Annotated in this window: 24 protein-coding genes and 1 pseudogene; 4 read left to right on the plus strand and 21 right to left on the minus strand. The window is 40.4% G+C overall.

Features of this window, described 5'->3' with window-relative positions:
* From ODU46_RS02420 to aroA, 12 genes and pseudogenes are all read right to left on the minus strand, one after another.
* Window positions 1-352, minus strand: a 352-nt coding sequence (locus tag ODU46_RS02420) for an rRNA adenine N-6-methyltransferase family protein (RefSeq protein WP_153052032.1), incomplete at its 3' end; no start/stop codon positions are given.
* Window positions 353-476: 124 nt separating this feature from the next.
* Complete coding sequence (locus ODU46_RS02425; protein ID WP_001814874.1) at window positions 477-560, minus strand: 23S rRNA methyltransferase attenuation leader peptide; 84 nt, start codon at window positions 558-560, stop codon at window positions 477-479.
* A gap of 48 nt (window positions 561-608) precedes the next feature.
* On the minus strand, window positions 609-848 hold the full coding sequence (locus ODU46_RS02430) for a peptide-binding protein (RefSeq protein WP_000635249.1): 240 nt from the start codon (window positions 846-848) through the stop codon (window positions 609-611).
* A 119-nt stretch (window positions 849-967) separates the two neighbouring features.
* A pseudogene (locus ODU46_RS02435) lies at window positions 968-1,228 on the minus strand (topoisomerase DNA-binding C4 zinc finger domain-containing protein); the annotation flags it as partial.
* Between the two features lie 169 nt (window positions 1,229-1,397).
* Window positions 1,398-2,135, minus strand: a complete 738-nt coding sequence (gene erm(B) / locus ODU46_RS02440; RefSeq protein ID WP_013362818.1) for a 23S rRNA (adenine(2058)-N(6))-methyltransferase Erm(B) — start codon at window positions 2,133-2,135, stop codon at window positions 1,398-1,400.
* 124 nt (window positions 2,136-2,259) lie between these two features.
* Window positions 2,260-2,343 carry a 23S rRNA methyltransferase attenuation leader peptide gene (locus ODU46_RS02445; protein ID WP_001814874.1) on the minus strand — a complete coding sequence of 28 codons (84 nt, stop codon included), beginning with the start codon at window positions 2,341-2,343 and terminating at the stop codon, window positions 2,260-2,262.
* Window positions 2,344-2,451: 108 nt separating this feature from the next.
* Complete coding sequence (locus tag ODU46_RS02450; protein ID WP_002941306.1) at window positions 2,452-2,622, minus strand: hypothetical protein; 171 nt, start codon at window positions 2,620-2,622, stop codon at window positions 2,452-2,454.
* Window positions 2,623-3,012: 390 nt separating this feature from the next.
* Entirely contained in the window at window positions 3,013-4,368 is a 1,356-nt protein-coding gene (gene rlmD, locus ODU46_RS02455) for a 23S rRNA (uracil(1939)-C(5))-methyltransferase RlmD (RefSeq protein ID WP_398579180.1), read from the minus strand.
* Window positions 4,369-4,434: 66 nt separating this feature from the next.
* Window positions 4,435-5,757, minus strand: a complete 1,323-nt coding sequence (locus tag ODU46_RS02460) for an LCP family protein (protein ID WP_202846231.1) — start codon at window positions 5,755-5,757, stop codon at window positions 4,435-4,437.
* An 11-nt stretch (window positions 5,758-5,768) separates the two neighbouring features.
* Window positions 5,769-6,596 (minus strand): prephenate dehydratase, encoded by an 828-nt coding sequence (pheA, locus tag ODU46_RS02465; protein WP_002941297.1) that lies wholly within the window; start codon window positions 6,594-6,596, stop codon window positions 5,769-5,771.
* Window positions 6,587-7,078, minus strand: coding sequence for a shikimate kinase (locus tag ODU46_RS02470; protein WP_024393608.1), 492 nt, complete (start codon window positions 7,076-7,078; stop codon window positions 6,587-6,589). Before ODU46_RS02470 ends, pheA begins: the two co-directional genes overlap by 10 nt.
* A gap of 8 nt (window positions 7,079-7,086) precedes the next feature.
* Window positions 7,087-8,367, minus strand: a complete 1,281-nt coding sequence (aroA, locus tag ODU46_RS02475) for a 3-phosphoshikimate 1-carboxyvinyltransferase (RefSeq protein WP_398579181.1) — start codon at window positions 8,365-8,367, stop codon at window positions 7,087-7,089.
* A gap of 265 nt (window positions 8,368-8,632) precedes the next feature.
* Between aroA and ODU46_RS02480 the strand changes: the two genes are divergently transcribed.
* The 4 genes from ODU46_RS02480 to aroB are packed head-to-tail and all read left to right on the plus strand — an operon-like array spanning window position 8,633 to window position 12,699.
* Window positions 8,633-9,670: a 3-deoxy-7-phosphoheptulonate synthase gene (locus tag ODU46_RS02480; protein ID WP_398579182.1), complete on the plus strand. Its 1,038-nt coding sequence runs from the start codon at window positions 8,633-8,635 to the stop codon at window positions 9,668-9,670.
* 9 nt (window positions 9,671-9,679) lie between these two features.
* A complete protein-coding gene (locus ODU46_RS02485) occupies window positions 9,680-10,705 on the plus strand; it encodes a 3-deoxy-7-phosphoheptulonate synthase (RefSeq protein WP_024407365.1) in 1,026 nt (341 codons plus the stop codon).
* A gap of 44 nt (window positions 10,706-10,749) precedes the next feature.
* On the plus strand, window positions 10,750-11,619 hold the full coding sequence (locus ODU46_RS02490) for a shikimate dehydrogenase (RefSeq protein WP_398579183.1): 870 nt from the start codon (window positions 10,750-10,752) through the stop codon (window positions 11,617-11,619).
* 12 nt (window positions 11,620-11,631) lie between these two features.
* Window positions 11,632-12,699, plus strand: coding sequence for a 3-dehydroquinate synthase (aroB, locus tag ODU46_RS02495; protein WP_398579184.1), 1,068 nt, complete (start codon window positions 11,632-11,634; stop codon window positions 12,697-12,699).
* Between the two features lie 354 nt (window positions 12,700-13,053).
* Here the strand turns inward: aroB and ODU46_RS02500 are convergent, their stop codons facing one another.
* The 9 genes from ODU46_RS02500 to aroC form a co-directional block, all read right to left on the minus strand.
* On the minus strand, window positions 13,054-13,854 hold the full coding sequence (locus ODU46_RS02500) for an ABC transporter ATP-binding protein (protein WP_002940641.1): 801 nt from the start codon (window positions 13,852-13,854) through the stop codon (window positions 13,054-13,056).
* A gap of 9 nt (window positions 13,855-13,863) precedes the next feature.
* Complete coding sequence (locus tag ODU46_RS02505) at window positions 13,864-14,757, minus strand: ABC transporter permease (protein WP_002940642.1); 894 nt, start codon at window positions 14,755-14,757, stop codon at window positions 13,864-13,866.
* A gap of 54 nt (window positions 14,758-14,811) precedes the next feature.
* Complete coding sequence (locus ODU46_RS02510; RefSeq protein ID WP_208572455.1) at window positions 14,812-15,786, minus strand: ABC transporter substrate-binding protein; 975 nt, start codon at window positions 15,784-15,786, stop codon at window positions 14,812-14,814.
* Between the two features lie 23 nt (window positions 15,787-15,809).
* Window positions 15,810-16,769, minus strand: coding sequence for an ABC transporter substrate-binding protein (locus tag ODU46_RS02515; RefSeq protein WP_024400040.1), 960 nt, complete (start codon window positions 16,767-16,769; stop codon window positions 15,810-15,812).
* A gap of 643 nt (window positions 16,770-17,412) precedes the next feature.
* Entirely contained in the window at window positions 17,413-18,414 is a 1,002-nt protein-coding gene (lacD, locus tag ODU46_RS02520) for a tagatose-bisphosphate aldolase (protein ID WP_013730422.1), read from the minus strand.
* 23 nt (window positions 18,415-18,437) lie between these two features.
* Window positions 18,438-19,583: an N-acetylglucosamine-6-phosphate deacetylase gene (nagA, locus tag ODU46_RS02525; RefSeq protein WP_398579185.1), complete on the minus strand. Its 1,146-nt coding sequence runs from the start codon at window positions 19,581-19,583 to the stop codon at window positions 18,438-18,440.
* Window positions 19,584-19,844: 261 nt separating this feature from the next.
* A complete protein-coding gene (locus tag ODU46_RS02530; RefSeq protein ID WP_024401417.1) occupies window positions 19,845-20,183 on the minus strand; it encodes a YlbF/YmcA family competence regulator in 339 nt (112 codons plus the stop codon).
* Window positions 20,184-20,192: 9 nt separating this feature from the next.
* Window positions 20,193-21,296, minus strand: coding sequence for a prephenate dehydrogenase (locus ODU46_RS02535; RefSeq protein ID WP_208583920.1), 1,104 nt, complete (start codon window positions 21,294-21,296; stop codon window positions 20,193-20,195).
* A gap of 7 nt (window positions 21,297-21,303) precedes the next feature.
* The gene (gene aroC / locus ODU46_RS02540; RefSeq protein WP_208583919.1) at window positions 21,304-22,470 is read right to left on the minus strand and encodes a chorismate synthase; all 1,167 of its coding nucleotides are present in this window, start codon (window positions 22,468-22,470) and stop codon (window positions 21,304-21,306) included.
* Window position 22,471: the final 1 nt, after the last annotated feature.

Consider the following 22,471-nt stretch of genomic DNA (forward strand, 5'->3'; position numbering starts at 1 on the left):
GGCTTTCAAAAACCACTTTTTTAATAATTTGTGTGCTTAAATGGTAAGGAATATTCCCAACAATTTTATACCTCTGTTTGTTAGGGAATTGAAACTGTAGAATATCTTGGTGAATTAAAGTGACACGAGTATTCAGTTTTAATTTTTCTGACGATAAGTTGAATAGATGACTGTCTAATTCAATAGACGTTACCTGTTTACTTATTTTAGCCAGTTTCGTCGTTAAATGCCCTTTACCTGTTCCAATTTCGTAAACGGTATCGGTTTCTTTTAAATTCAATTGTTTTATTATTTGGTTGAGTACTTTTTCACTCGTTAAAAAGTTTTGAGAATATTTTATATTTTTGTTCATGTAATCTCTCCTGAAGTGATTACATCTGTAAATAAATACAGAAGTTAAATGATTTGTTTGTAATTTTAGTTATCTGTTTAAAAAGTCATAAGATTAGTCACTGGTAGGAATTAATCTAACGTATTTATTTATCTGCGTAATCACTGTTTTTAGTCTGTTTCAAAACAGTAGATGTTTTATCTACATTACGCATTTGGAATACCAACATGACGAATCCCTCCTTCTTAATTACAAATTTTTAGCATCTAATTTAACTTCAATTCCTATTATACAAAATTTTAAGATAATGCACTATCAACACACTCTTAAGTTTGCTTCTAAGTCTTATTTCCATAACTTCTTTTACGTTTCCGCCATTCTTTGCTGTTTCGATTTTTATGATATGGTGCAAGTCAGCACGAACACGAACCGTCTTATCTCCCATTATATCTTTTTTTGCACTGATTGGTGTATCATTTCGTTTTTCTTTTTGTGCGCCTAAATTTCCCACAATCACTCACTTCTTTCTATTTCTTCTTATTCTTATTTTATCATCAACAATCACAAATCACTTGTGATTTGTGATAAGTGATTTGTGATTAATATATAAAAGCCCTCTTTAAAGGGCTTTTATGTTTATTTTGAGAAAGATATAAAATCAATATATCCCTTTTCTCCGATTTTTACAACGGCATTGTAGGACTTTCTATCTTTCGTTTTGATTCCTTTTACCAGGGTTTCTTTTCCCTCTAGTAATTCTTTTACATTTGTTTTGGTGAGTTTTTTCTTTCTAAAATGTTCAGCTAAAGTGAAGGTACATTCAGGATAATTTGAACAACCATAAAACGATTTTTTTAATACAATATTGTTGCCACACTTAGGACATTTTCCTACAAGGGGTCCCGAGCGCTTAGTGGGAATTTGTACCCCTTATCGATACAAATTCCCCGTAGGCGCTAGGGACCTCTTTAGCTCCTTGGAAGCTGTCAGTAGTATACCTAATAATTTATCTACATTCCCTTTAGTAACGTGTAACTTTCCAAATTTACAAAAGCGACTCATAGAATTATTTCCTCCCGTTAAATAATAGATAACTATTAAAAATAGACAATACTTGCTCATAAGTAACGGTACTTAAATTGTTTACTTTGGCGTGTTTCATTGCTTGATGAAACTGATTTTTAGTAAACAGTTGACGATATTCTCGATTGACCCATTTTGAAACAAAGTACGTATATAGCTTCCAATATTTATCTGGAACATCTGTGGTATGGCGGGTAAGTTTTATTAAGACACTGTTTACTCTTGGTTTAGGATGAAAGCATTCCGCTGGCAGCTTAAGCAATTGCTGAATCGAGACTTGAGTGTGCAAGAGCAACCCTAGTGTTCGGTGAATATCCAAGGTACGCTTGTAGAATCCTTCTTCAACAATCAGATAGATGTCAGACGCATGGCTTTCAAAAACCACTTTTTTAATAATTTGTGTGCTTAAATGGTAAGGAATATTCCCAACAATTTTATACCTCTGTTTGTTAGGGAATTGAAACTGTAGAATATCTTGGTGAATTAAAGTGACACGAGTATTCAGTTTTAATTTTTCTGACGATAAGTTGAATAGATGACTGTCTAATTCAATAGACGTTACCTGTTTACTTATTTTAGCCAGTTTCGTCGTTAAATGCCCTTTACCTGTTCCAATTTCGTAAACGGTATCGGTTTCTTTTAAATTCAATTGTTTTATTATTTGGTTGAGTACTTTTTCACTCGTTAAAAAGTTTTGAGAATATTTTATATTTTTGTTCATGTAATCTCTCCTGAAGTGATTACATCTGTAAATAAATACAGAAGTTAAATGATTTGTTTGTAATTTTAGTTATCTGTTTAAAAAGTCATAAGATTAGTCACTGGTAGGAATTAATCTAACGTATTTATTTATCTGCGTAATCACTGTTTTTAGTCTGTTTCAAAACAGTAGATGTTTTATCTACATTACGCATTTGGAATACCAACATGACGAATCCCTCCTTCTTAATTACAAATTTTTAGCATCTAATTTAACTTCAATTTATAGTATAACACAACAAGATGATATGTTCAATATAAAAGTTATGGAATGAGTCTCATACTTCCAATTCGATGCCAGATTTAAAGGATATGACGAAGTGTTCTTCATAGACTGTAACGCTCTGGATTATCTTCCTTAGTAGCAAGCGATTAGCTTTCACAAAATCTTCTGTTTGTAGTTTTAAAAATTCATCAGGATTTTCTAACTCAACCTCAAAATATTTCATTTTACATTCCCTCATTTCATTTATTGATAAATTGAGTTTACAAAAAAGAGTGGACAATTTTTGTCTACTCTTAACCTTTAAAATAGTTTTTTTTAATCGATTTGAAGTTGCCTAAATTATTACTTATTCGGTAAAATGAAGTATTGCTTTCAACAGATTTCCTTCAACTACACTTCACTTGATTCAAACAAGGTGGGTACATTTCTATTCCCACAAACTCCTTGTCAATGGAAACAAACACGTACCCACAGGGTAAATGGAAATAGAAACTGATAATTTCTAGCTATCACTTCTACTCATTCCAAAAATTTTCTCACTCTGATACTTACCCACCATAAAGCAAAAAGCCTTGCAATCAAGGCTTTCATTATCCCTTTCGTTCAAAGGTTTCTAAGCTTTTACAAGCAGAGCAACACACTCCACGTGATGCGTATTTGGAAATAAATCAGTCGGCTGTACCTTCGTCAATTTGTACCCCAATTCCTCATAAAGTTTAATATCACGCGCCATGGTTGCCACATTACAAGAGATATAAACGATTTTCTCTGGTTTTACAGAAGTACTTGCTTTGATAAAACTTTCTGTCAAACCTTTTCGTGGTGGGTCGACAAAAATCACAGTTGGCTTGACTCCATCTGCCACCCATTTTTGCATAGCGGATTCAGCGCTATCACAGACATAGGTAACATTATCAATCCCATTTCGAGCAGCATTCTTCTGACTATCAAGGACAGCCTTTTCAACGACTTCTACACCGTAAACATGCTTAACTTGTTTTGCAAAGGAGAGACCAATTGTCCCAATACCTGAATAGGCATCAATCACGACATCATCTGCCGACAATTCTGCAAAGTCAATGGCGGTCTGATAGAGTTTTTCAGCCATTTCTGTGTTGACTTGATAGAAAGACGGTGCAGAAATTTCAAATTCATTGCCCAACATGGTATCTGCAATAGTTTCACTGCCATGCAAAAGACGGAATTCTTGACCGAATATAGTATTGGTATTCTGGTCATTAATATTCTGAACGATAGAAACAAGATTTGGAAATTGGCTTGTCAAACGCTCAATAAGGGTTTCAACACGGAAAATCTTCGGACGAGTCGTAACTAAAACTAGCATCAACTGACCTGAATAATGACCACGACGAACAACAATATTTCTCACAAGTCCTGTCTGTTCTTTCTCATCGTAAGGCTTCAAGTCTAATTTTCTCAACAGGTCACGTGTCGCTAGAACCAAGGCATCAATTTCCTTATGTTGAATGTAAAAATCCTCAATCGGAACTAAATCATGTGAATTTTTTCGGAAAAATCCTGTTTCTAACTGCCCATTCACACGACGAACAGGAACAGCTGCCTTATTGCGATAAGCAAGAGGATTGTCCATTCCCAAAGTATCTGCTACTGCTATTTCTGGCAGACCTGCAATCTTACGTAGATTATTCTCAACTTGTTTTTTCTTAAAAGCTAGTTGGGCTGGATAAGTGAGATGCCCCAAGTCAGCAATACCTGTTCTTAGATAGGTCAAATCCAAGTCCTGATTACGGTCTTGTGAGAAGATCTGCCATTCTTCCACCTTACCAAAACCAATATTTTTCTTAAGTTTTAAGATGCGCATGGAAATTTTCTCGCCTGGAAGAGCATTGTCTACAAAGAAGACAAAACCATCAATTTTTGCCACACCCTGCCCCTCATGTGTCAAATCTACAACTTCTACTTCGACAATATCGTTTTTCTTTAACATAATTCTACTTTCTATTTTTGGACCACTAAAAAAGTGACCGAAGTCACTTCTAGTATACCATATTTCTTAACGCAAGCCTAACTCAGCCAAGCGCTGCTGGTATTTTTCAAAATCAACACGAAGAGCCATACCACCATACATATCATAGTCGTCAATCCAGTCTCCATTTTCTGGGATTGTAACACGTTCGATACCATTTGCTGCATCCAATAGAAGGTCTGGTCCCTGTAGCCACATAAAGCTCTGTGGCACTGTTGTCGGAGTCATCGCCACAACCTTACCTATAGCTTCGGAGCCAGAGAATAGTTTCATTGGATTTTTAGCCTGTGTCATAACAGCAGATAACACTTCCTGTTGACGTCTCGTACGACCAAAATCACCTTCATCATCCGAACGATAGCGCGCGTAGTTAAGCAAGGTCTTACCATCCATCTGCTGTACACCGACCTGAATCGTTTGATAAGCAGGAGCATTTTCTTCCAGCTGTAAATCATTCGGCACTTCTACTGAGCTAACGACTTCACCATTAATAGTTGAAAACTGTGCATCAATCGTTACGCCCTCAGGGAAAAGTGTATCAATCGTTGTCGCAAAGGTTGCAAAATCCACCATCGCATAGTACTTGACATCGATGTCAAAATTATTCTTCAACGCCTTCCGAACTTCTTCAGCCCCTTGCTGATTATCCTGTTCTCCCAAAGTATAGGCAGTATTGAGTTTATATTCATATCCCTCAATATCCACCAAGGTATCCCGCATAAAGCTAACAAGTTTGATTTTGTTATCCGTGTTATTCACGTTTAGAACCATGATGGTATCTGTTCGAGTTTCACCTGAACTTTCGCCAACACGACCGTCTGTTCCCAAAATTAAAATATTTGTCCCATTCGACGTATCTACGCCGTTGAAGACCTCAGCTACCGGCTTCTCACTCACGCTATTCATACCTTTGAAAAAACTATAGCCCATCGCTACAATCACTAGCGCTATAGCAAGCAATACGAAACCAATAAAGCGCTTGAAACCACCCTTTTTACGAGCTTTTTTAGGTTTAGGTACTTTCGCTTTGGGCTCGATACGAGGAGACTGAAACCGTTGAGGTTTGGCTTGTCTTGTTTTTCTGGATCTACGTTCAGGATAGCGAGGCAACAGTTCCTCTTGCTCATCATCCTCTTCAAAATAATCTTCCTCGAAGTCATCTTCGTAAGCCGTTGGTGTGAAGCTACGTAGAGATTGCCTTGGACTTCCATGCCGTTCTCTCAGCTCTTTTTTATATAATAGATAATCCAACTCACGACTTTCTTTGTCATTTAAGTAGTGGATATTTTTTTGCAAATAATCTAACCTCAATTGTTCATGATGGGTTAGGATATTATTGTTTTTATTCATCTGTCTTCATCCTAGCTGGTCATATAGACCAGGTAATTCCCTAGTACTTTATAGGTTATGTCTAAACTAGTCAATTCTTTTTGAGAATAGGCTAATAATTCCTCAGACTGATTGTCAAGATCCAGTATGAAAAAATACTCACCCAAAGCCGTTTTCAGGGGTCGGCTTTCTATTTTTGTTAAGCTGATTCCTCTCCATGAGAAAACAGACATGGCCTTATACAAGGCTCCTGGCAGGTTATCTGGCAATGTCAATGCAAGACTGACTTTTTTAGCTACTTGTTCCAGTGCAATAGACGGAGCCTTATCCCCCAAAATCCAAAAGCGTGTAAAATTCTCGCTGATTTCCTGGATGTCTTGCGCAATTACCTCCAGTCCATATTCAACAGCTGCCGCTTGCGGAGCAATTGCCGCAAATGGTTGTTCAGGATGCTCTGCCACAAAGCGAGCAGCATAGGCTGTACTAGCTGTTATTTCAATACGAGCCTGAGGAAAATGTTCCTGAATATATTTCTTCCCCTGAGCAATTGCCTGCGGATGAGAATAGATAACCTCTACAGCTTTATCGGCACTCGTGGCTAACAGTTGTTGGGCAATCGGTTGAACAATCTCTGCAACCGCATGAATCTCCGCCTGATGAAAGAGATAGTCAATCGTTTCATGAACACTACCTTCAATCGAGTTCTCTACTGGAATAACGGAATAGGTAACTTCCCCCGTTTCGTAGGCCTTGATAACCTCTGTAATCGTTTCAAAAGCCTGCAAATCCGCAGTCGGAAAGGCCTGCTGGGCCACTTGATGTGTAAAAGAACCACGAGGTCCTAGATAGGCTACTTGCATAAAATTTTCCTTGCTACTTGTTCTGGATTCAGTTTATCTGTATCGATTACAGTATCGGCTAAACCTTGATAAAGTGCCATTCGTTCACGATAGAGGGCTTCAAACTCTTCCTTACTACACTGTAAAAAGAGAGGTCTTTGCGATTGTCTATCCTTACGAATTCTCTGATAGGAAACTTCAAAGGAGGCAGTAAGAAGTACATTGTCCTCCCTATTCGCCAACAGCAATTCCCTGTTTACTTCAGATTTAATCACACCACCACCAGTTGACACGATACAATTACTAGGTAAGTCCAGCAATTCTTTCAACACCTCTGTCTCCAGTTGTCTAAACGAAGCCTCTCCTTCAAGACTGAAATAGTCAGCAATAGGCATACCAATCCGTTCTTCAATGATATGGTCCATATCGTAAACGGGGAGATTTAACAAATGTGCTGTTGTTGTTTTTCCAACTCCCATAAATCCAAGTAAAACGATTGGCATACGTTCTCCTAATCCATCAAACTATTTAAGTGTTCAAAGAAGGCAGGATAGCTAGTATTGATAGCTTCTGCTCTTTCCAATACAACTTCTCCATCTTTGGCCAACAAGGCGGCAATGGCGGTCATCATACCGATACGGTGGTCACCAAATGTATTGATTTCAGCACCATGTAAAGCAGTTGGTCCGTGAATAATCATACCATCTTCTGTTGGTTCAATAGTTGCTCCCATACTATTTAGAGCATCTGCAACAACCTGAATACGATCCGTTTCTTTAACTTTCAACTCCTCAGCATCACGAATAATCGTTGTTCCATGTGCTTGAGTCGCTAGTAAGGTAATAATTGGCAACTCATCAATCAAACGAGGAATCAATTCGCCTGCAATCTCCGTAGCCTTCAATTCCGACGTTTCAACTGTAATAGTAGCAGATTTTGCAAGTTCATCTATGTTAGAAAGAGTCATTTTACCGCCCATAGCTTTAATGACATCTAAAATACCAGTCCGAGTTTCATTGATTCCCACATTTTCAAGGACAATTTTTGAACCTGGTACGATTAAACCAGCAACCAACCAAAAGGCAGCACTTGAAATATCTCCTGGAACTGTAATCTCTTGGGCAATAAACTCCTGACCACCTTGGATGCGGATTTCCTTGCCATTGACTTCCAACTGTCCACCAAACTGGACAATCATATCTTCTGTATGGTTTCGAGTCAACTCTTTTTCTACGATGACCGACTCTCCCTCAGCCTGCAAGGCAGCAAAAATCAGAGCTGATTTTACTTGGGCAGAGGCTACAGGGAGTTGGTAGTGGATTGGTTTTAAATTCTTATTCCCTTTGATGGTCAACGGAGGTAGGTCACGTTCAGTTTGTCCAGAAATCTCTACTCCCATTTGACTGAGTGGAATAGTTACTCGGTCCATAGGACGTTTGGATAAGGAATCATCACCAAACATAGTCGCCTCAAAATCTTGACCTGCTAAAACGCCTGAAATCAAACGAATCGAGGTTCCAGAATTTCCCATATCCAAATCATTTTTGGGTGCTTGAAGACCATCAAAGCCAACACCGTGTACTTCAACAATATCACCATTGTCTTCAATTTTCACACCCAAATCACGAAAGACCTGCATGGTTGACAAGACATCTTCCCCACGCAAAATATCGTGGACACGAGTAACACCTTTTGCAAGGGAACCAAAAATAATAGAACGATGACTGATTGATTTATCACCTGGGACACGAATCACACCCTGTAGTTTTTCTACGTTTTTTCTTAATTTCATATCCTTACCCCAAACTAGTATTACTTCCATTCTATCATATTTATTAAATATTTTCTGATTTTTATGACAATGACTTGCAAAAAAAATCAATTTCCATTACATTTTTATCCAAAGTGTATGAATCAAAAATCGTTAACCTATTGTAAGTAAAATTTCTTAAATTTTCTTTATATAAAATATTCAGAATTTACTGTAAATTTCACACAAAATCATGAATATTGGTTTTAAATTCTTAAAAATAATGGTATAATTGAGAAATCTATAAATGAAAGAGGAAGACCTATTGTTTACACCAATCAGCGAAAAAATTGACATCAATCAAGTCCGAGAGCATTCTAAACTTTCTCCTGAAACACTTGCTAAAAAACAAGCTCGTGACCGTGAACTTGAAGCCATCTTAAAAGGTGAAGATGATCGTCTTCTCCTAGTAATTGGACCATGTTCTTCTGACAATGAAGAGGCTGTCTTAGATTATGCTCATCGCTTGGCCAAGCTCCAAGAAGAGGTCAAAGATAAAATTTTCATGGTCATGCGCGTCTATACTGCCAAGCCACGTACCAATGGTGATGGTTATAAAGGACTCATGCACCAACCAGATACAGATGCTGCACCAAGCCTTATCAACGGAATCAAAGCAGTTCGTAACCTCCACTATCGTGTCATTACGGAAACAGGTTTAACTACTGCTGACGAGATGCTCTATCCTGAAAACCTGCCTTTGGTTGATGACTTGGTTTCCTACATCGCTATCGGAGCTCGTTCGGTTGAAAATCAACAGCACCGCTTTGTAGCGTCAGGCATCGATGTTCCAACAGGCTTGAAAAATCCAACATCTGGTAACCTCAAAGTCATGTTCAACGGTCTTTTTGCTGCTCAGAAGAAGCAATCCTTTCTCTTCAACAATACTGAAGTTGAAACATCTGGCAATCCACTTGCTCACGTTATTCTTCGTGGCGCAGTCAATGAAAATGGTAAATACCTACCAAACTATTACTATGACAATCTTCTAGAAACCATTGAGCTCTATGACCAATTTGGCTTGAAAAATCCATTTATTATTATCGATACCAACCATGACAATTCTGGGAAAAATTATTTGGAACAAATCCGTATCGTTCGTCAGACCTTAATCAACCGCGACTGGAACAAATCCATTCGTAACTACGTTCGCGGATTCATGATTGAATCCTACATTGAAGACGGTCGCCAAGACAATCCAGATGTCTATGGAAAATCCATCACAGACCCTTGCTTAGGCTGGGAAAAAACACAAGAACTCATCCGAGAAATTTACAACAGATAGGAAGATATTATGGGAATTCACAAACGTAGCACCAGTTTAGACATTGATAAAGTAAAGGAACTTTCCAAGTTAGAAGGAGAATTTCTAGCTGCAAAAAATCAGCGCGATGAAGAACTGAAAAGAATTATCCGAGGCGAAGATGACCGTCTGCTCTTGGTTATCGGCCCTTGCTCATCAGATAATGAGGAGGCCGTTCTAGAATATGCACGTCGTCTCTCTAAGCTTCAAGAGGAAGTCAAAGATAAAATCTTCATGGTCATGCGGGTTTACACAGCTAAACCACGTACCAATGGGGAAGGCTATAAAGGACTGGTTCATCAGCCAGATACTTCTAAATTACCAGACCTCATTAACGGAATTGCAGCCGTTCGTAATTTGCATTACCGTGTCATTACTGAGACCGGACTCACAACTGCTGATGAAATGCTCTACTCTGCCAACTACCCTCTTGTGGAAGACTTGGTGTCCTACCATGCTATCGGAGCACGTTCGGTTGAAGACCAAGAACACAGATTTGTTGCATCAGGTGTCGATATGCCAACTGGTATGAAAAACCCAACTTCTGGTAATTTGACCGTTATGTTCAATGCTATCTACGCCGCACAAAACAAACAGAACTTTATTTACCGCGATGCAGAAGTTGATACAGATGGCAACCCTCTAGCTCATGCTATCCTTCGTGGTGCCAATACTGAAAAGGGCGGTTATGAGCCAAACTACTACTATGATATTCTCTTGAAAACCATCAAACAGTATGAACAATTTGGTCTTAAAAATCCATTTATCGTAATTGATACCAACCACGACAATTCTGGTAAAAATTACCTGGAACAAATCCGTATCGTCCGTCAAACCCTCATCAACCGTGATTGGAATGAAGCCATTCGCAAATATGTCCGTGGTTTCATGATTGAATCCTACTTAGAAGACGGCCGTCAAGATAGCCCTGAGGTATTCGGCAAATCCATTACCGATCCTTGCTTGGGTTGGGAAAAAACGGAAGCTCTGATTCGTGAAATTCATCAAACTGTCTAATTCTTTCCTTAATTTTTATAGGATAAATAATTTGGAGGTAAGCTATGAACATTGATGGTTACACTCGTCTTGCTGCCGTTGTTGCAAATCCAATCAAACACACCATTTCCCCCTTCATTCATAATCTGGCTTTTAAGGAAACAGGTGTAAATGGTGTCTATGTCGCTTTGGAAATTCCAGAAGAGGATTTGGCTGCTACTCTTGAAAATATCAAACGCTACGATATGTTTGGCATCAATCTTTCCATGCCCTATAAACAAGCTGTCATTCCTTATCTAGATGATTTAACAGCCTCTGCACGCCTGATTGGCGCTGTCAATACTGTCATTCATCAGAACGGCTTACTAATCGGTCATAATACCGATGGCATTGGATTCTTCAAAAGTTTAGAAAAACTAAGAGGATTCCAAGTACGCAACAAGCGACTGACCATTCTAGGTGGCGGCGGTGCTTCTACTGCTATCATAGCTCAGGCTGCATTGGATGGTGCAAAGGAAATTACCATTTTCTGCCGTCAACAAAGCTTGGAAAGAACACGGGCGAGTCTTACACCTATTGCTCAAGCAACTGGAGTTCCCATGAAGATTCTAGCGCTTGAAGATAGCCAATTACTACAGGAACATATTACCAACTCCGACTTACTAGTCAACGGAACCAGTGTAGGCATGGATGGGTATTCTCAACCTGTTCCTTCTACCATTCGCTTTCCTGAAAATCTTTTGGTTGCAGATGTGATCTATCAACCATTCGAAACACCTTTAATGAAGCTTGCCCAATCACAAGGCAATCCAACTATCAATGGTTTGGGCATGCTCCTTTTCCAAGCGGCTGAAGCATTCCAAACCTGGACTGGTAAGGAAATGCCGGCTGACTTGATTTGGGACCAATTAGTCCAGAAATACGACATCAAATAGAGAGGAAATCTGATGAAACTGACCGTCAATCTTCCCCACAATCCCTACGACATCCTCATCCAAAGAGGAAGTTTAGCACAGACAGGTACATGGGTCAAAGGGCTCTGGAAACCTCAGAAAATCGCCATTATCACCGATGATTATGTTGCTCCCCTTTATGCTACCACCGTTCAAACTAGTCTGGAAACAGCTGGCTTTGAAACCATAATCTTTGAATTTCCAGAAGGTGAAGCCTCAAAAAATCTTGACACTGTCAACCAGGCCTACGAATTTCTCGTAAAAAATGGCATGACACGCAGTGACGGAATCATTGCCCTGGGTGGTGGTGTCGTTGGCGATTTGGCTGGCTTTGTGGCATCAACTTACATGCGTGGCATTCATTTACTACAAATCCCAACCAGCCTAACTGCCCAAGTTGATTCTTCTATCGGTGGAAAAACTGGCGTGAATACACCATTTGCTAAAAATATGGTAGGCACCTTCTGCCAGCCAGACGGTGTGCTCATTGACCCTGATACCCTAAAAACACTCGGCAAACGAGAATTGATTGAAGGAATGGGCGAGGTTGTCAAATATGGCTTAATAGATGATGTGGAGCTCTGGGAAACCCTAGACCAATTAGACGGCTCTGTCGAGAGCATTCTGGAGCATGCTGACTATATCATCTACCACTCCTGTGAAGTCAAACGCAAGGTTGTTGTCGAAGATGAATTAGACAACGGTGTCAGACTCTACCTCAACTTCGGTCACACGATTGGACATGCTATTGAAGCGACCGCTGGCTACGGCCAGGTCATGCACGGTGAAGCTGTTGCTATCGGTATGGTACAAATCTCACGCGCAGCTGAGAAAAAAGGACTGATGCCAGCTGGTATGACAGAAAAGATTATCGCAATGTGTGAAAAATTCGGCTTGCCGACTACACACCAACCTTGGAATGTAGATGAATTATACGCCGCCCTAACTCACGATAAAAAAGCACGTGGCAAGACCATCAAACTCGTCATCGTCCCTCAATCGGGACAGGCTGCCATCCATCAAATTCCAATGGAAGAAATGCTAGAATTTCTACAAGTATAGCCTTTTAGTTCACATCAAAAGCCGCAGGTATAACTCAATGCTTTCTTGTTTCTAGGCGACCAGCTGATGTACTTCGCTTTTTTGTTCTCAGGCTCAGGTACGAATAGTCCACTGGACTATTCGTATCCCCCAGATTGCTTGCACAGTCAATGGACTGTGCAAGGTGGGAGATAAAAGAGCGGAGCACGTCGCTTTTGCAAAAGCAGGCAAGACGAGTTCAAACAATCCAGTAGAGTGTTTGAATTTGGAAATAAGGAAACGGAGTTTCCTCTTACGTCGAAGTAATAAAAGTCAACTAAATGACGAGATAAGAAAAATGACTACTGATTCAAAATCATCAGTAGTCTTATTTTTTTATAAAATCATTTCATCGTCAGTTAGCTTTTCACCACTGTTTTTGTAGAAAAGGTCCATCAAGTTTTGAACAGTCAAGTTCTTCTTCTCTTCTCCTTCTACATCGACAACAATCTGACCACGGTGCAACATGACCAAACGATTACCATATTCAATGGCGTTTTCCATATTATGCGTAATCATCAGAGCTGTCAACTGGTGACTCTCGACAATCTTCTTAGTCAATTCCATGACCATATCGCTAGTTTTGGGATCAAGGGCGGCAGTATGCTCATCCAAGAGCAGGACCTTTGGTTTGACCAGCGAAGCCATCATCAATGTCAAGGCCTGACGTTGACCACCTGAAAGAAATTGCGTGTCAACCTTCATACGGTTTTCTAGTCCCAGACCAAGCTCTTTCAAGGCTTCCTTAAAAATAGCACGTTCACTATCCTTCACACCCCAGCCAAGACCACGTGACAATCCACGACGATAGGCAATAGCCATGTTTTCTTCAATGGTCAAGCGGGAAGCTGTTCCCATCTTAGGATCTTGGAAGACACGGCTGATGTCCTTAGAACGTTTGGCAGCTGAGACATGCTTAATGGATTTACCTTCAAGCAAAATATCGCCCGAATCAACCGTCAAGGCACCTGCAAGTGAGTTCATGAAAGTTGATTTACCAGCACCATTACCACCGATAATGGAGATAAAATCACCCTCTTTTACATCTAAGTTCAACCCACGAAGGACATGGTTCTCATTAACTGTTCCAGCTTCGAAGGTTTTATGAATATTTTGAATTGATAAAATTGTAGACATGACTTCCTCCTAAGCATTTCCATTCAATTTTGGACGACGAATATTCAATTTCTTCTGCAATTCTGGCACATAGAGAACGGTTGCCAGAAGGATAGCTGAGAAGAGTTTAACAAGGTCTGCATCCATACCTGGAATTTCCAAAATCGCTAAGATAATCAAACGGTAAACAACTGCACCGAGAACAACCGATAGGAGTCTCCAACCCAGGCGTAAGTTACGCAAGATAACTTCTGCAATAATGACAGATGCTAGACCGATAACAATGGTACCAGTACCTGAGTTGAGATCTGCATAGCCATTATTCTGAGTAAGAAGAGCTCCACAAAGGGCAATTAGACCATTCGACAACATATAGCCGTAGATTTTCATATTGTCTACATTGATACCATTGGCCTCACTCATTGGAATGTTATCCCCTGTTGAACGAATAGCTAGACCAATTTGTGTATTGAGCAAGAGCGTCAATAGGCCTACAACTGCTAGTACAAAGACCAGACCAATCACCAAAACAGCATTGGTTTTTGTCAAACCGAAATCCTGCAATTGGGTCACCAGTGTTTCTTGTTTGAGCAGGGCTACATTGGCTTTGCCTAAAATTTTCAAGTTGATGGAGTAGAGTCCTGTCAAGGTTACAATACCAGTCAAAAGGGCTGGAATTTTTAGTTTTGTATGAAGTAAACCAGAAATCAATCCTGCACCCATACCAGCTACCATAGCCATAAAGGTTGCCAGCAAGGGATTCACTCCGTTCACAATCCCTGTCGCACAAACAGCAGCTCCAAGCGGATAAGAGCCCTCAGCTGTCATATCAGCAATATCTAAAATACGAAACGTCAAGTAAACACCAATCGCCATAACTGACCAAAGCAAGCCTTGCGAGATACTTGATAAAATAATATCCACGATTTTCTCCTTTTTCTAAATTCGTAGTCAATACTAGGTACTATCATACCAATCTTATTCAGATACAGCAAGCTTAGAAGTATCGATACCTAATTTCTGAGCCATTTCTTCATTAACGTGAAGACTGACGGTCTCTGGGTATTCTACCGCTGTTTCTGACACATTGGCTCCTTCGATAATCTTAATAGCCATTTTTGCAGTTTGACGACCTAAAGCTTCATAGTTGGTACCGTAAGTCAAAAGACCTCCTTCATCCACCATGTCCGTTGAACCACCGATTACTGGAACCTTATGCTCTACAGATAATTCACCGATCATGGTCATGGTTGAAGCGACAGTATTGTCTGTTGGAATAAAGAGAGCATCTACATCCTTCATCAAACTTGTTGTCGCATCTTGTACTTCATTAGTCGAAGTGATTCCTTTTACCACTACCTTATAACCTGCTTTTTCTAGCAAGTCCTTAGCTTGCTCTACCTGGACTTCTGAATTACGTTCGCTAGTAGTGTACAAAATACCAACTGTCTTAGCATCAGGAACAGCTTGTCCTAGCAATTCAACCTGTTTGTCAATTGGAGCTTGATCAGAAGTACCTGTCAACAGTCCACCTGGTTTTTCAATGGATTCTACCAAGTCAGCTGACAAGGGATCTGTAACCGCAGTAAAGACAATCGGCGTTTCAGTAGACACAGTCGCTAAACTCTGGGCAGACGGCGTAGCGATTGCCAAGACAATATCATTTCCATCGATTAATTGTTCTGAAATGGTTTGAAGGTTAGCTTGATCGCCTTGGGCATTTTGATAATCCAAAACCAATTTTTCACCCTCTTTGTAGCCATTTGCTTCTAATTCCGCCACAAAACCCTCACGGGCAGCTGTCAATGATTCATGCTCCATATATTGGAGAACTCCAACTTTGACCACATCTGAGGAAGCTTGTTCTGATGATGAGGAACAAGCTGCAAGTGTTAGCAAACCCATACTTGCTACTGAAATAGTTGCCAATTTTTTTACTAGCTTATAATACATAAACGTTTCTTCTCCTAAATATTTTACTCTTCTAATGCTTTTATAGTCGCTGCATCAATACCAACAGCTTTAGCCATTTCTTCATTGACAGTAATAGCCGCTGTATTTGGTTTTTCAACTGCTAAGTCAGCTGGCTTTTCACCCTTCAAAATCTTCACGGCCAATTCACCAGCTTGAACACCGATAGCATGGTAGTCGACACCGTAGGTAAATAGAGCTGCGTCAATAACTGCTGCGTCACTTCCCATAGCTGGAACTTTTGCTTCTTTTAAAATATCACCGATTGTTGAAGCTGTAGAGGCAACTGTGTTATCAGTTGGAAGATAGATAGCATCGACTTTTCCTGCAAGTGAAGTAATAGCTTGCTGAACATCGTTTGTCGTCGTAACTGTTGTCACTTCTACCTTTACACCTTTTGCTTCGAGTGCTTTTTTAGCCTGCTCAGCTTGAACTTCTGAGTTAACCTCGCTAGAATTGTAGAAAATACCGACAGTCTTCGCAGTTGGTACAACTTTGAGCAACATCTCGATTTGACCTTCCACATCAGTTGCATCAGTCGATCCCGTCATGGTCCCACCTGGTTTTTCCAATGATTCAACCAAACCTGCTTCAACTGGATCTGTGACAGCTGTGAATACACTTGATGTTTCACTATCTGCATTAAGCATGGCTTGGGCTGCCGGTGTTGCGATGGCAAAGTTAAGATCATTTTTCCCTGCCAATTTCTCAACCATTGTCTGTAAGTTTGCTTGATCACCTTGGGCATTTTGCAAATCAATCGTCAGATTTTCACCTTCCTTGTAGCCTGCTTCTTCGAGTGCCTCTACAAAACCTTCACGAGCTGAGGTCAACGCTTCATGTTCAGCATATTGAATAATACCAACATTGACTGAGCTTGAATCTGACGAATTGGAACTGCATGCAGCAAGCGTTACTGCTGACAAAAGTGCTACTGAACTAAGTATAATTTTTTTAAATCCCATGATTATTCTCCTTTTATAAATATAATAGCAAACAAGAAAGGACCGCTTAGACTACACTCTAAACGGTCCTTGTATTTCATCTGTATAGGAAAACAGAATGAATTATCCGTGCCATTTAGATGTATCATCTATGGGCACATGTCAAAATAGCTACAGCCACATAGATACAAACTTTACGTTCCCGTGTTTGCATCCATGTTTACCATGTCTACAAACACTATCTAAAATAGCCGTAGAAATAAGTATGATTAGCTGAATGATTTTGACACATTTGTAACATCTCTGTTTCCCTTCCTCATTTATTTGTAACTATCATAACTGTTTTCAAATTATTTGTCAATAGGAAATTGCGTAAATTTTCAGATTTTTCAAGTTTTTTCGAATTTTTCTAAAAATAAACCCCTATATTATTAGCTATAAAACGATCTGTCAACAGCCGCCAGCTATAACTTAATTTTTAGCATTGACTTGAAACAGTCCCCTAGATTGCTTGCACAGTAAATGAACTGTTCAAGGTGGGAGATATAAGAGCGGATTGCAAAATCAGGTCAACAACGACTGATTTTGATTTTCGAAGGGTATAAATGACTATATTTGATGTCACAAAAAAGTCTGAACCTAAGCTCAGACCCTACTAAAACAATTATTTTACTTCAACTTTTTCAGTCCAAGGACATGCTGTAGTTGCTAGAACCTCGTTGAGTTCTTCTACGTTGCGGCGGCCTTGATCTGCCAACCAAGCTTTGGCTGCTTCTTCACCCTCGCTTGCAAAGATGGCTACTGCATCCTTCCAAGTCGCCCGACCACAAAGGACACCATTAAAGCTTGAACCTGCTTCTTTAGCAAAGACAAGTGTTTCTTGGAAGAGTTTGGCAGATACACCTGCACTCAAATAGATGAATGGCAAGTGAGTACTATCTGTTTGTTCCTTGAAGAAGGCCTTAGCTTCTTCAACTGTATAGACTGGCTCTTCATCTGTGTAGCCTTCTACAAAGTTCATATTGACAGGCACTTCAACCTTGAGCACGTCTGCATTATAACGTGACTTGCTAAATTCACGCATGGCACCATTGACCTTGTGTGGTTTGAGGGCTGCGTATTCACGAGAAGTCACATCCATATCGCTGGCATCGTAAGTCAAGATTTCGACAAAGTAAGGAATATCTTCTGCGATACACTCACTACCAATGCGTTCTACCCAGGCATGCTTAATGTCATTGATTTCTGGCTTGTCATCTACATCATAGTAAAGCAAGATTTTTACGGCATCCGCTCCCAATTCTTTGATGCGTTTAGCTGACCAGTTTGGCAAAAGGTCTGGCAAACGACCTGGTGTGGACGCATCGTAACCTGTTTTTTCATAAGCTGCAATGAAGCCACAATCTGCATGGCGTAATTCTGAAGCTGGAACACCATACTCAGCATCCAAGAGGATAGAGCTTGCATAAGGGGTCAAATCACTTGAGATGACTTTCTTGAAGTCAATCAAAATGTCATCTCCAAATTCGCCACCACCTGCTGCAGCAGCAAGCAAGCGTTTCAAAGCCCCCCGTTGGTCAATCGCCAAAGCCGCAATCACCTGATCGCTGTTTGACAAGCGGGTCATGTGATTGAATTTAGCCTGAGAAAGTTGTAATTTTGTCATTAGTTTCCTCCTAAGGAATTTTATTAACCAAATCGTTTCACGCCATCTAGATAGGTCGCTTGTAAGCGTCCTGCATCATCTACGACGATAAAGTCTGCAGCTCGGCCTTCTGCAATCCGACCACAAATATGGTCAATATTGACAGAGCGAGCTGGTGCCAGAGAGGCCATACGAAGGGCATCAGGTAGGGACACCAAGCCCCATTTCACAACATTCTGCACTGCTTCGATCAATTCTAAGATAGAACCTGCCAAACTACCACTTTCTTTTAAACGAGCAGTTCCATCTTTTACAACAACTTCAAATTCACCGAGGCGGGACTCTCCTTCACCCATACCGCCAGCTCGCATACAGTCCGTAATCAAAACAGTTTCCTCTGCGCCACGTGCTTTGACCACGATTTCTGCCGCAGCTGGATGAACATGGTGTCCATCACAAATCATTTCCGCATAGACATTTTTTAAATTCAAAGCAGCTCCGACCATACCTGGTTCACGGTGATGAAGCCCACTCATCCCATTGTAAACATGGACGAAGATATTGGCACCAGCTTCTACTGCTGCTTCCGCTTGTGCATAGGTCGCATCACTGTGAGCCAAGGCAGTATGAATTGCCTTGCTGTTGGCAAATTCGATAAATTCTGTCACGCCTTCTCTTTCTGGCGCAATGGCAATTTTATTGACTAAACCTTTCGATAAGCTGTGCCAGTTGTCCAACTTTTCAATGGATGGATCGCTCATGTACTTAGGATTTTGTGCTCCCTTGTATTTTTCTGTAAAGAAAGGACCTTCTAAGAAAATACCTTGAATCTTGGCGCCTGTTTCCTGCCCTGCATAAGTCCCAATCGTTTCACAAACTGCATCTAAATTTTCAGTCGTATCTGTTAAGGTCGTTGGAAGCCAAGAGGTTACCCCACAAGACAAGAGGCCTTCTGAAATTACCTTGATCCCTTCAAAATCATTGTCCATAACATCGTGAGAAGCGTAGCCGTGGATATGTGTATCAACTAGCCCTGGTGCTAAATGAAAGTCCGAATAATCAACAATCTCCCCTTCAGGCTTTTCGGTCACAATCCGTCCAAACTGACCCTTGTCAGTAATTTCCAAATAGGCTGATTCGACCTCACTCTCTGGTAAAATAATAGATTTTGCTTTTATAAATACTGTCATACTATCTCCTTTATTGATATATACACTTATCAAACTGGTTATAACCATATACTAAATATATTGTAGAACTTCTATTAGAAAATGTCAAGTAATTACCATAACTTTATAAGAAATGGATGCTGTGAGAAGGTAGAAAAAAAGTTCTTACTCCCCAAAGTACCGTTTCTGAATCTGTACTTGGAGATAAGAACTCTACGTAAGCAGTATATACTAGGCGTCAATCCACGACCTAACACCCTGCTCCTATCAAATATAAATATATTACAACAATTCGTTGAGAGGCTTGAAGATGATACGTTCCAAATCAGCTACATAAGTTCCCAATTGTTGTTGCTTGCTGAAATATTCTGTCAAAAGTGGATTTCCCTGAACTTTCTTGTTGAAATCCAACATTTTCTTTTGGTCAGCTTCAGTAGGAATTTCACCAGCCTGCAATTTAGATTGGATTTCTTTTTGGAAAGAAATATAACTTTCCAATATTTCTTTGGCTTCTGAATCCCCCTCAACTGAGACCTTAACGGCTTCCACCGCCTTATATTCAGGCAGGTTACGGATTGCACGTTCCAATTCATTTGCTATATCATAGATATTTGTTGACATAATTTTCTCCTAATCTAAATGAATTTTGTAAGTCGTCTGCTCTCTTAAACGTTTCGCAGCGTCTTCCAAATTTCCCTTATTTTTAAACGTAATTTGTAAAATACCGTGTATATCTTCACGGTTCTCTTCATTGATACGAATATTGACAATGGAAATCCCCCGTAAGACTTCCAAAACCTTCAAAATCGTATCTTCCTCATCAGGAACACTAAGGAATAAATCGTAGAAAGAATCAACACCTGCACGCTTGTGAATTTCCATGGCTTTACGAGTTTGACGCCCCTTATCAAAAAAGTCCCAAATTGCTTTTTGATCGCCAGATCTGAGCACATCTGAAATTTCTGAAAGACGTTCTTGAAATTCCTCGATTCGATTTAGAATAGAATCTGCATTGGTTAGCAAAATGCTAGTCCACATGCTCGGCTCACTTTCCGCAATCCGTGTCATATCTCTAAATCCGCCAGCTGCAAAATTATTCGTAAAGGGATGTTCTTGCGCAAACTCTCCAGCTTGATGCATCAAACTAGAAGCCAATACGTGTGGAAAATGTGAAATTTGACTGGTCACACGGTCATGTTCTGCTGCATCAATCTGAACAAAACGTGCCCCCGTTCCAGATAACAAATCTGTCAATCGGGGAACCGCATCCCGCTTGGTAGCCTGACACGGTGTCATAATGTAGTAAGCATTCTCAAATAGATAGAGATCTGCTGCACTGGCACCAGATTTATGACTACCTGCCATAGGGTGGCCACCGATAAAATTAATTTGTCTTGGCGCCAAATGTTCCTCTGCAGCAGCCACAATTGCAGACTTCGTTGAACCTGCATCTGTAATCAAGACCGTATCCTTCAATTCAAGGGCGCTAAATTCTTCAATCAAGCGCAAAGAAACTTGAATTGGAACACAAAGAAGAATCACATCAGCCTGCTTTGCTACACCCTCCAATTCCGTTGACACCACATCAACCATCCCCTTGCCCAAGGCAATTTGGCACGATTGTTCGTTAGGATCAAAGCCAATGAGGTGATAGTCAGGATGGTCTTTGCGAATACAGAGCGCAAGTGAACTTCCAATCAACCCTAGACCTACAATTAAAATCGTTTTTTTCATTAATTACCTAGAAATTTTTGACATAGTCGCGATGACTGGCTACTGCAGCTTTCAATTCCTCCATATTATCGGAAGAGAACTTCTCTAGGATTTCTGTCGCTAGAGTTGTGGCTACGACTGATTCCATGACCACACCAGCTGCTGGGAGAGCCGTTGGATCTGAACGCTCCACAGTAGCTTTATAAGGTTCATGGGTATCAATGTCAACCGACATCAATGGCTTATAGAGGGTCGGTATTGGTTTCATAACACCGCGAATGATTAGGGCCTCGCCATTGGTCATACCACCTTCGAAACCACCTAGATTATTGGTTCGGCGTGTATATCCTTTTTCTTGGGACCAGAGAATTTCGTCCATGACTTGGCTCCCTTTGAGATAGCCAGCTTGGAAGCCTACTCCAAATTCTACTCCCTTAAAAGCATTGATTGAAACAACAGCTTGCGCTAATTTTGCATCTAACTTTTTATCCCATTGCACATATGATCCCAAGCCAGCTGGAACTCCTCCAACAACAGTCTCAATCACTCCGCCAATAGTATCTCCATCTCGCTTGATTTGATCAATATAGGCTTTGATTTCTTCTTCACGCTCTTGGTTGACAATGGATACTTCTGACTGGGCTGCACGATCTTTGATTTCTGCTACGCTTAAACCATCTGGGACATCAATTTCCTTCCCTCCGAAAACGACTACATGGTTGGCAATTTCAATATCCAACTCAGCCAAAATCCGTTTGGCAACCGCACCAACAGCTACACGCATAGTTGTCTCACGCGCACTAGAACGCTCCAAGGAATTACGCAAATCATCAAAGCGATATTTCATACCACCCACTAGGTCAGCATGTCCTGGTCGTGGATGTTTGATACGACGCTTACTTTTGAGCTTCTCTTCGATGTCCTCAACTGCCATAATATCCAACCATTTTTGATGGTCTTTATTGGTCACATTCAATGTAATCGGGGCACCGGTTGTCTTACCGTGACGAACACCAGCCGTAATCTCTACGCGATCTGTTTCAATCTGCATCCGACTACCACGACCGTATCCCCCCTGGCGACGTTTTAAATCTTCATTAATATCCTCGGCTGTTAAAGGAAGACCAGCTGGAACTCCCTCAATAATGGCTGTTAGACGTGGTCCATGAGACTCACCAGCTGTTAAATAACGCATA

The sequence above is a fragment of the Streptococcus sp. 2020WUSS089 genome (assembly GCF_044427405.1).
Lineage (GTDB): Bacteria > Bacillota > Bacilli > Lactobacillales > Streptococcaceae > Streptococcus > Streptococcus hashimotonensis.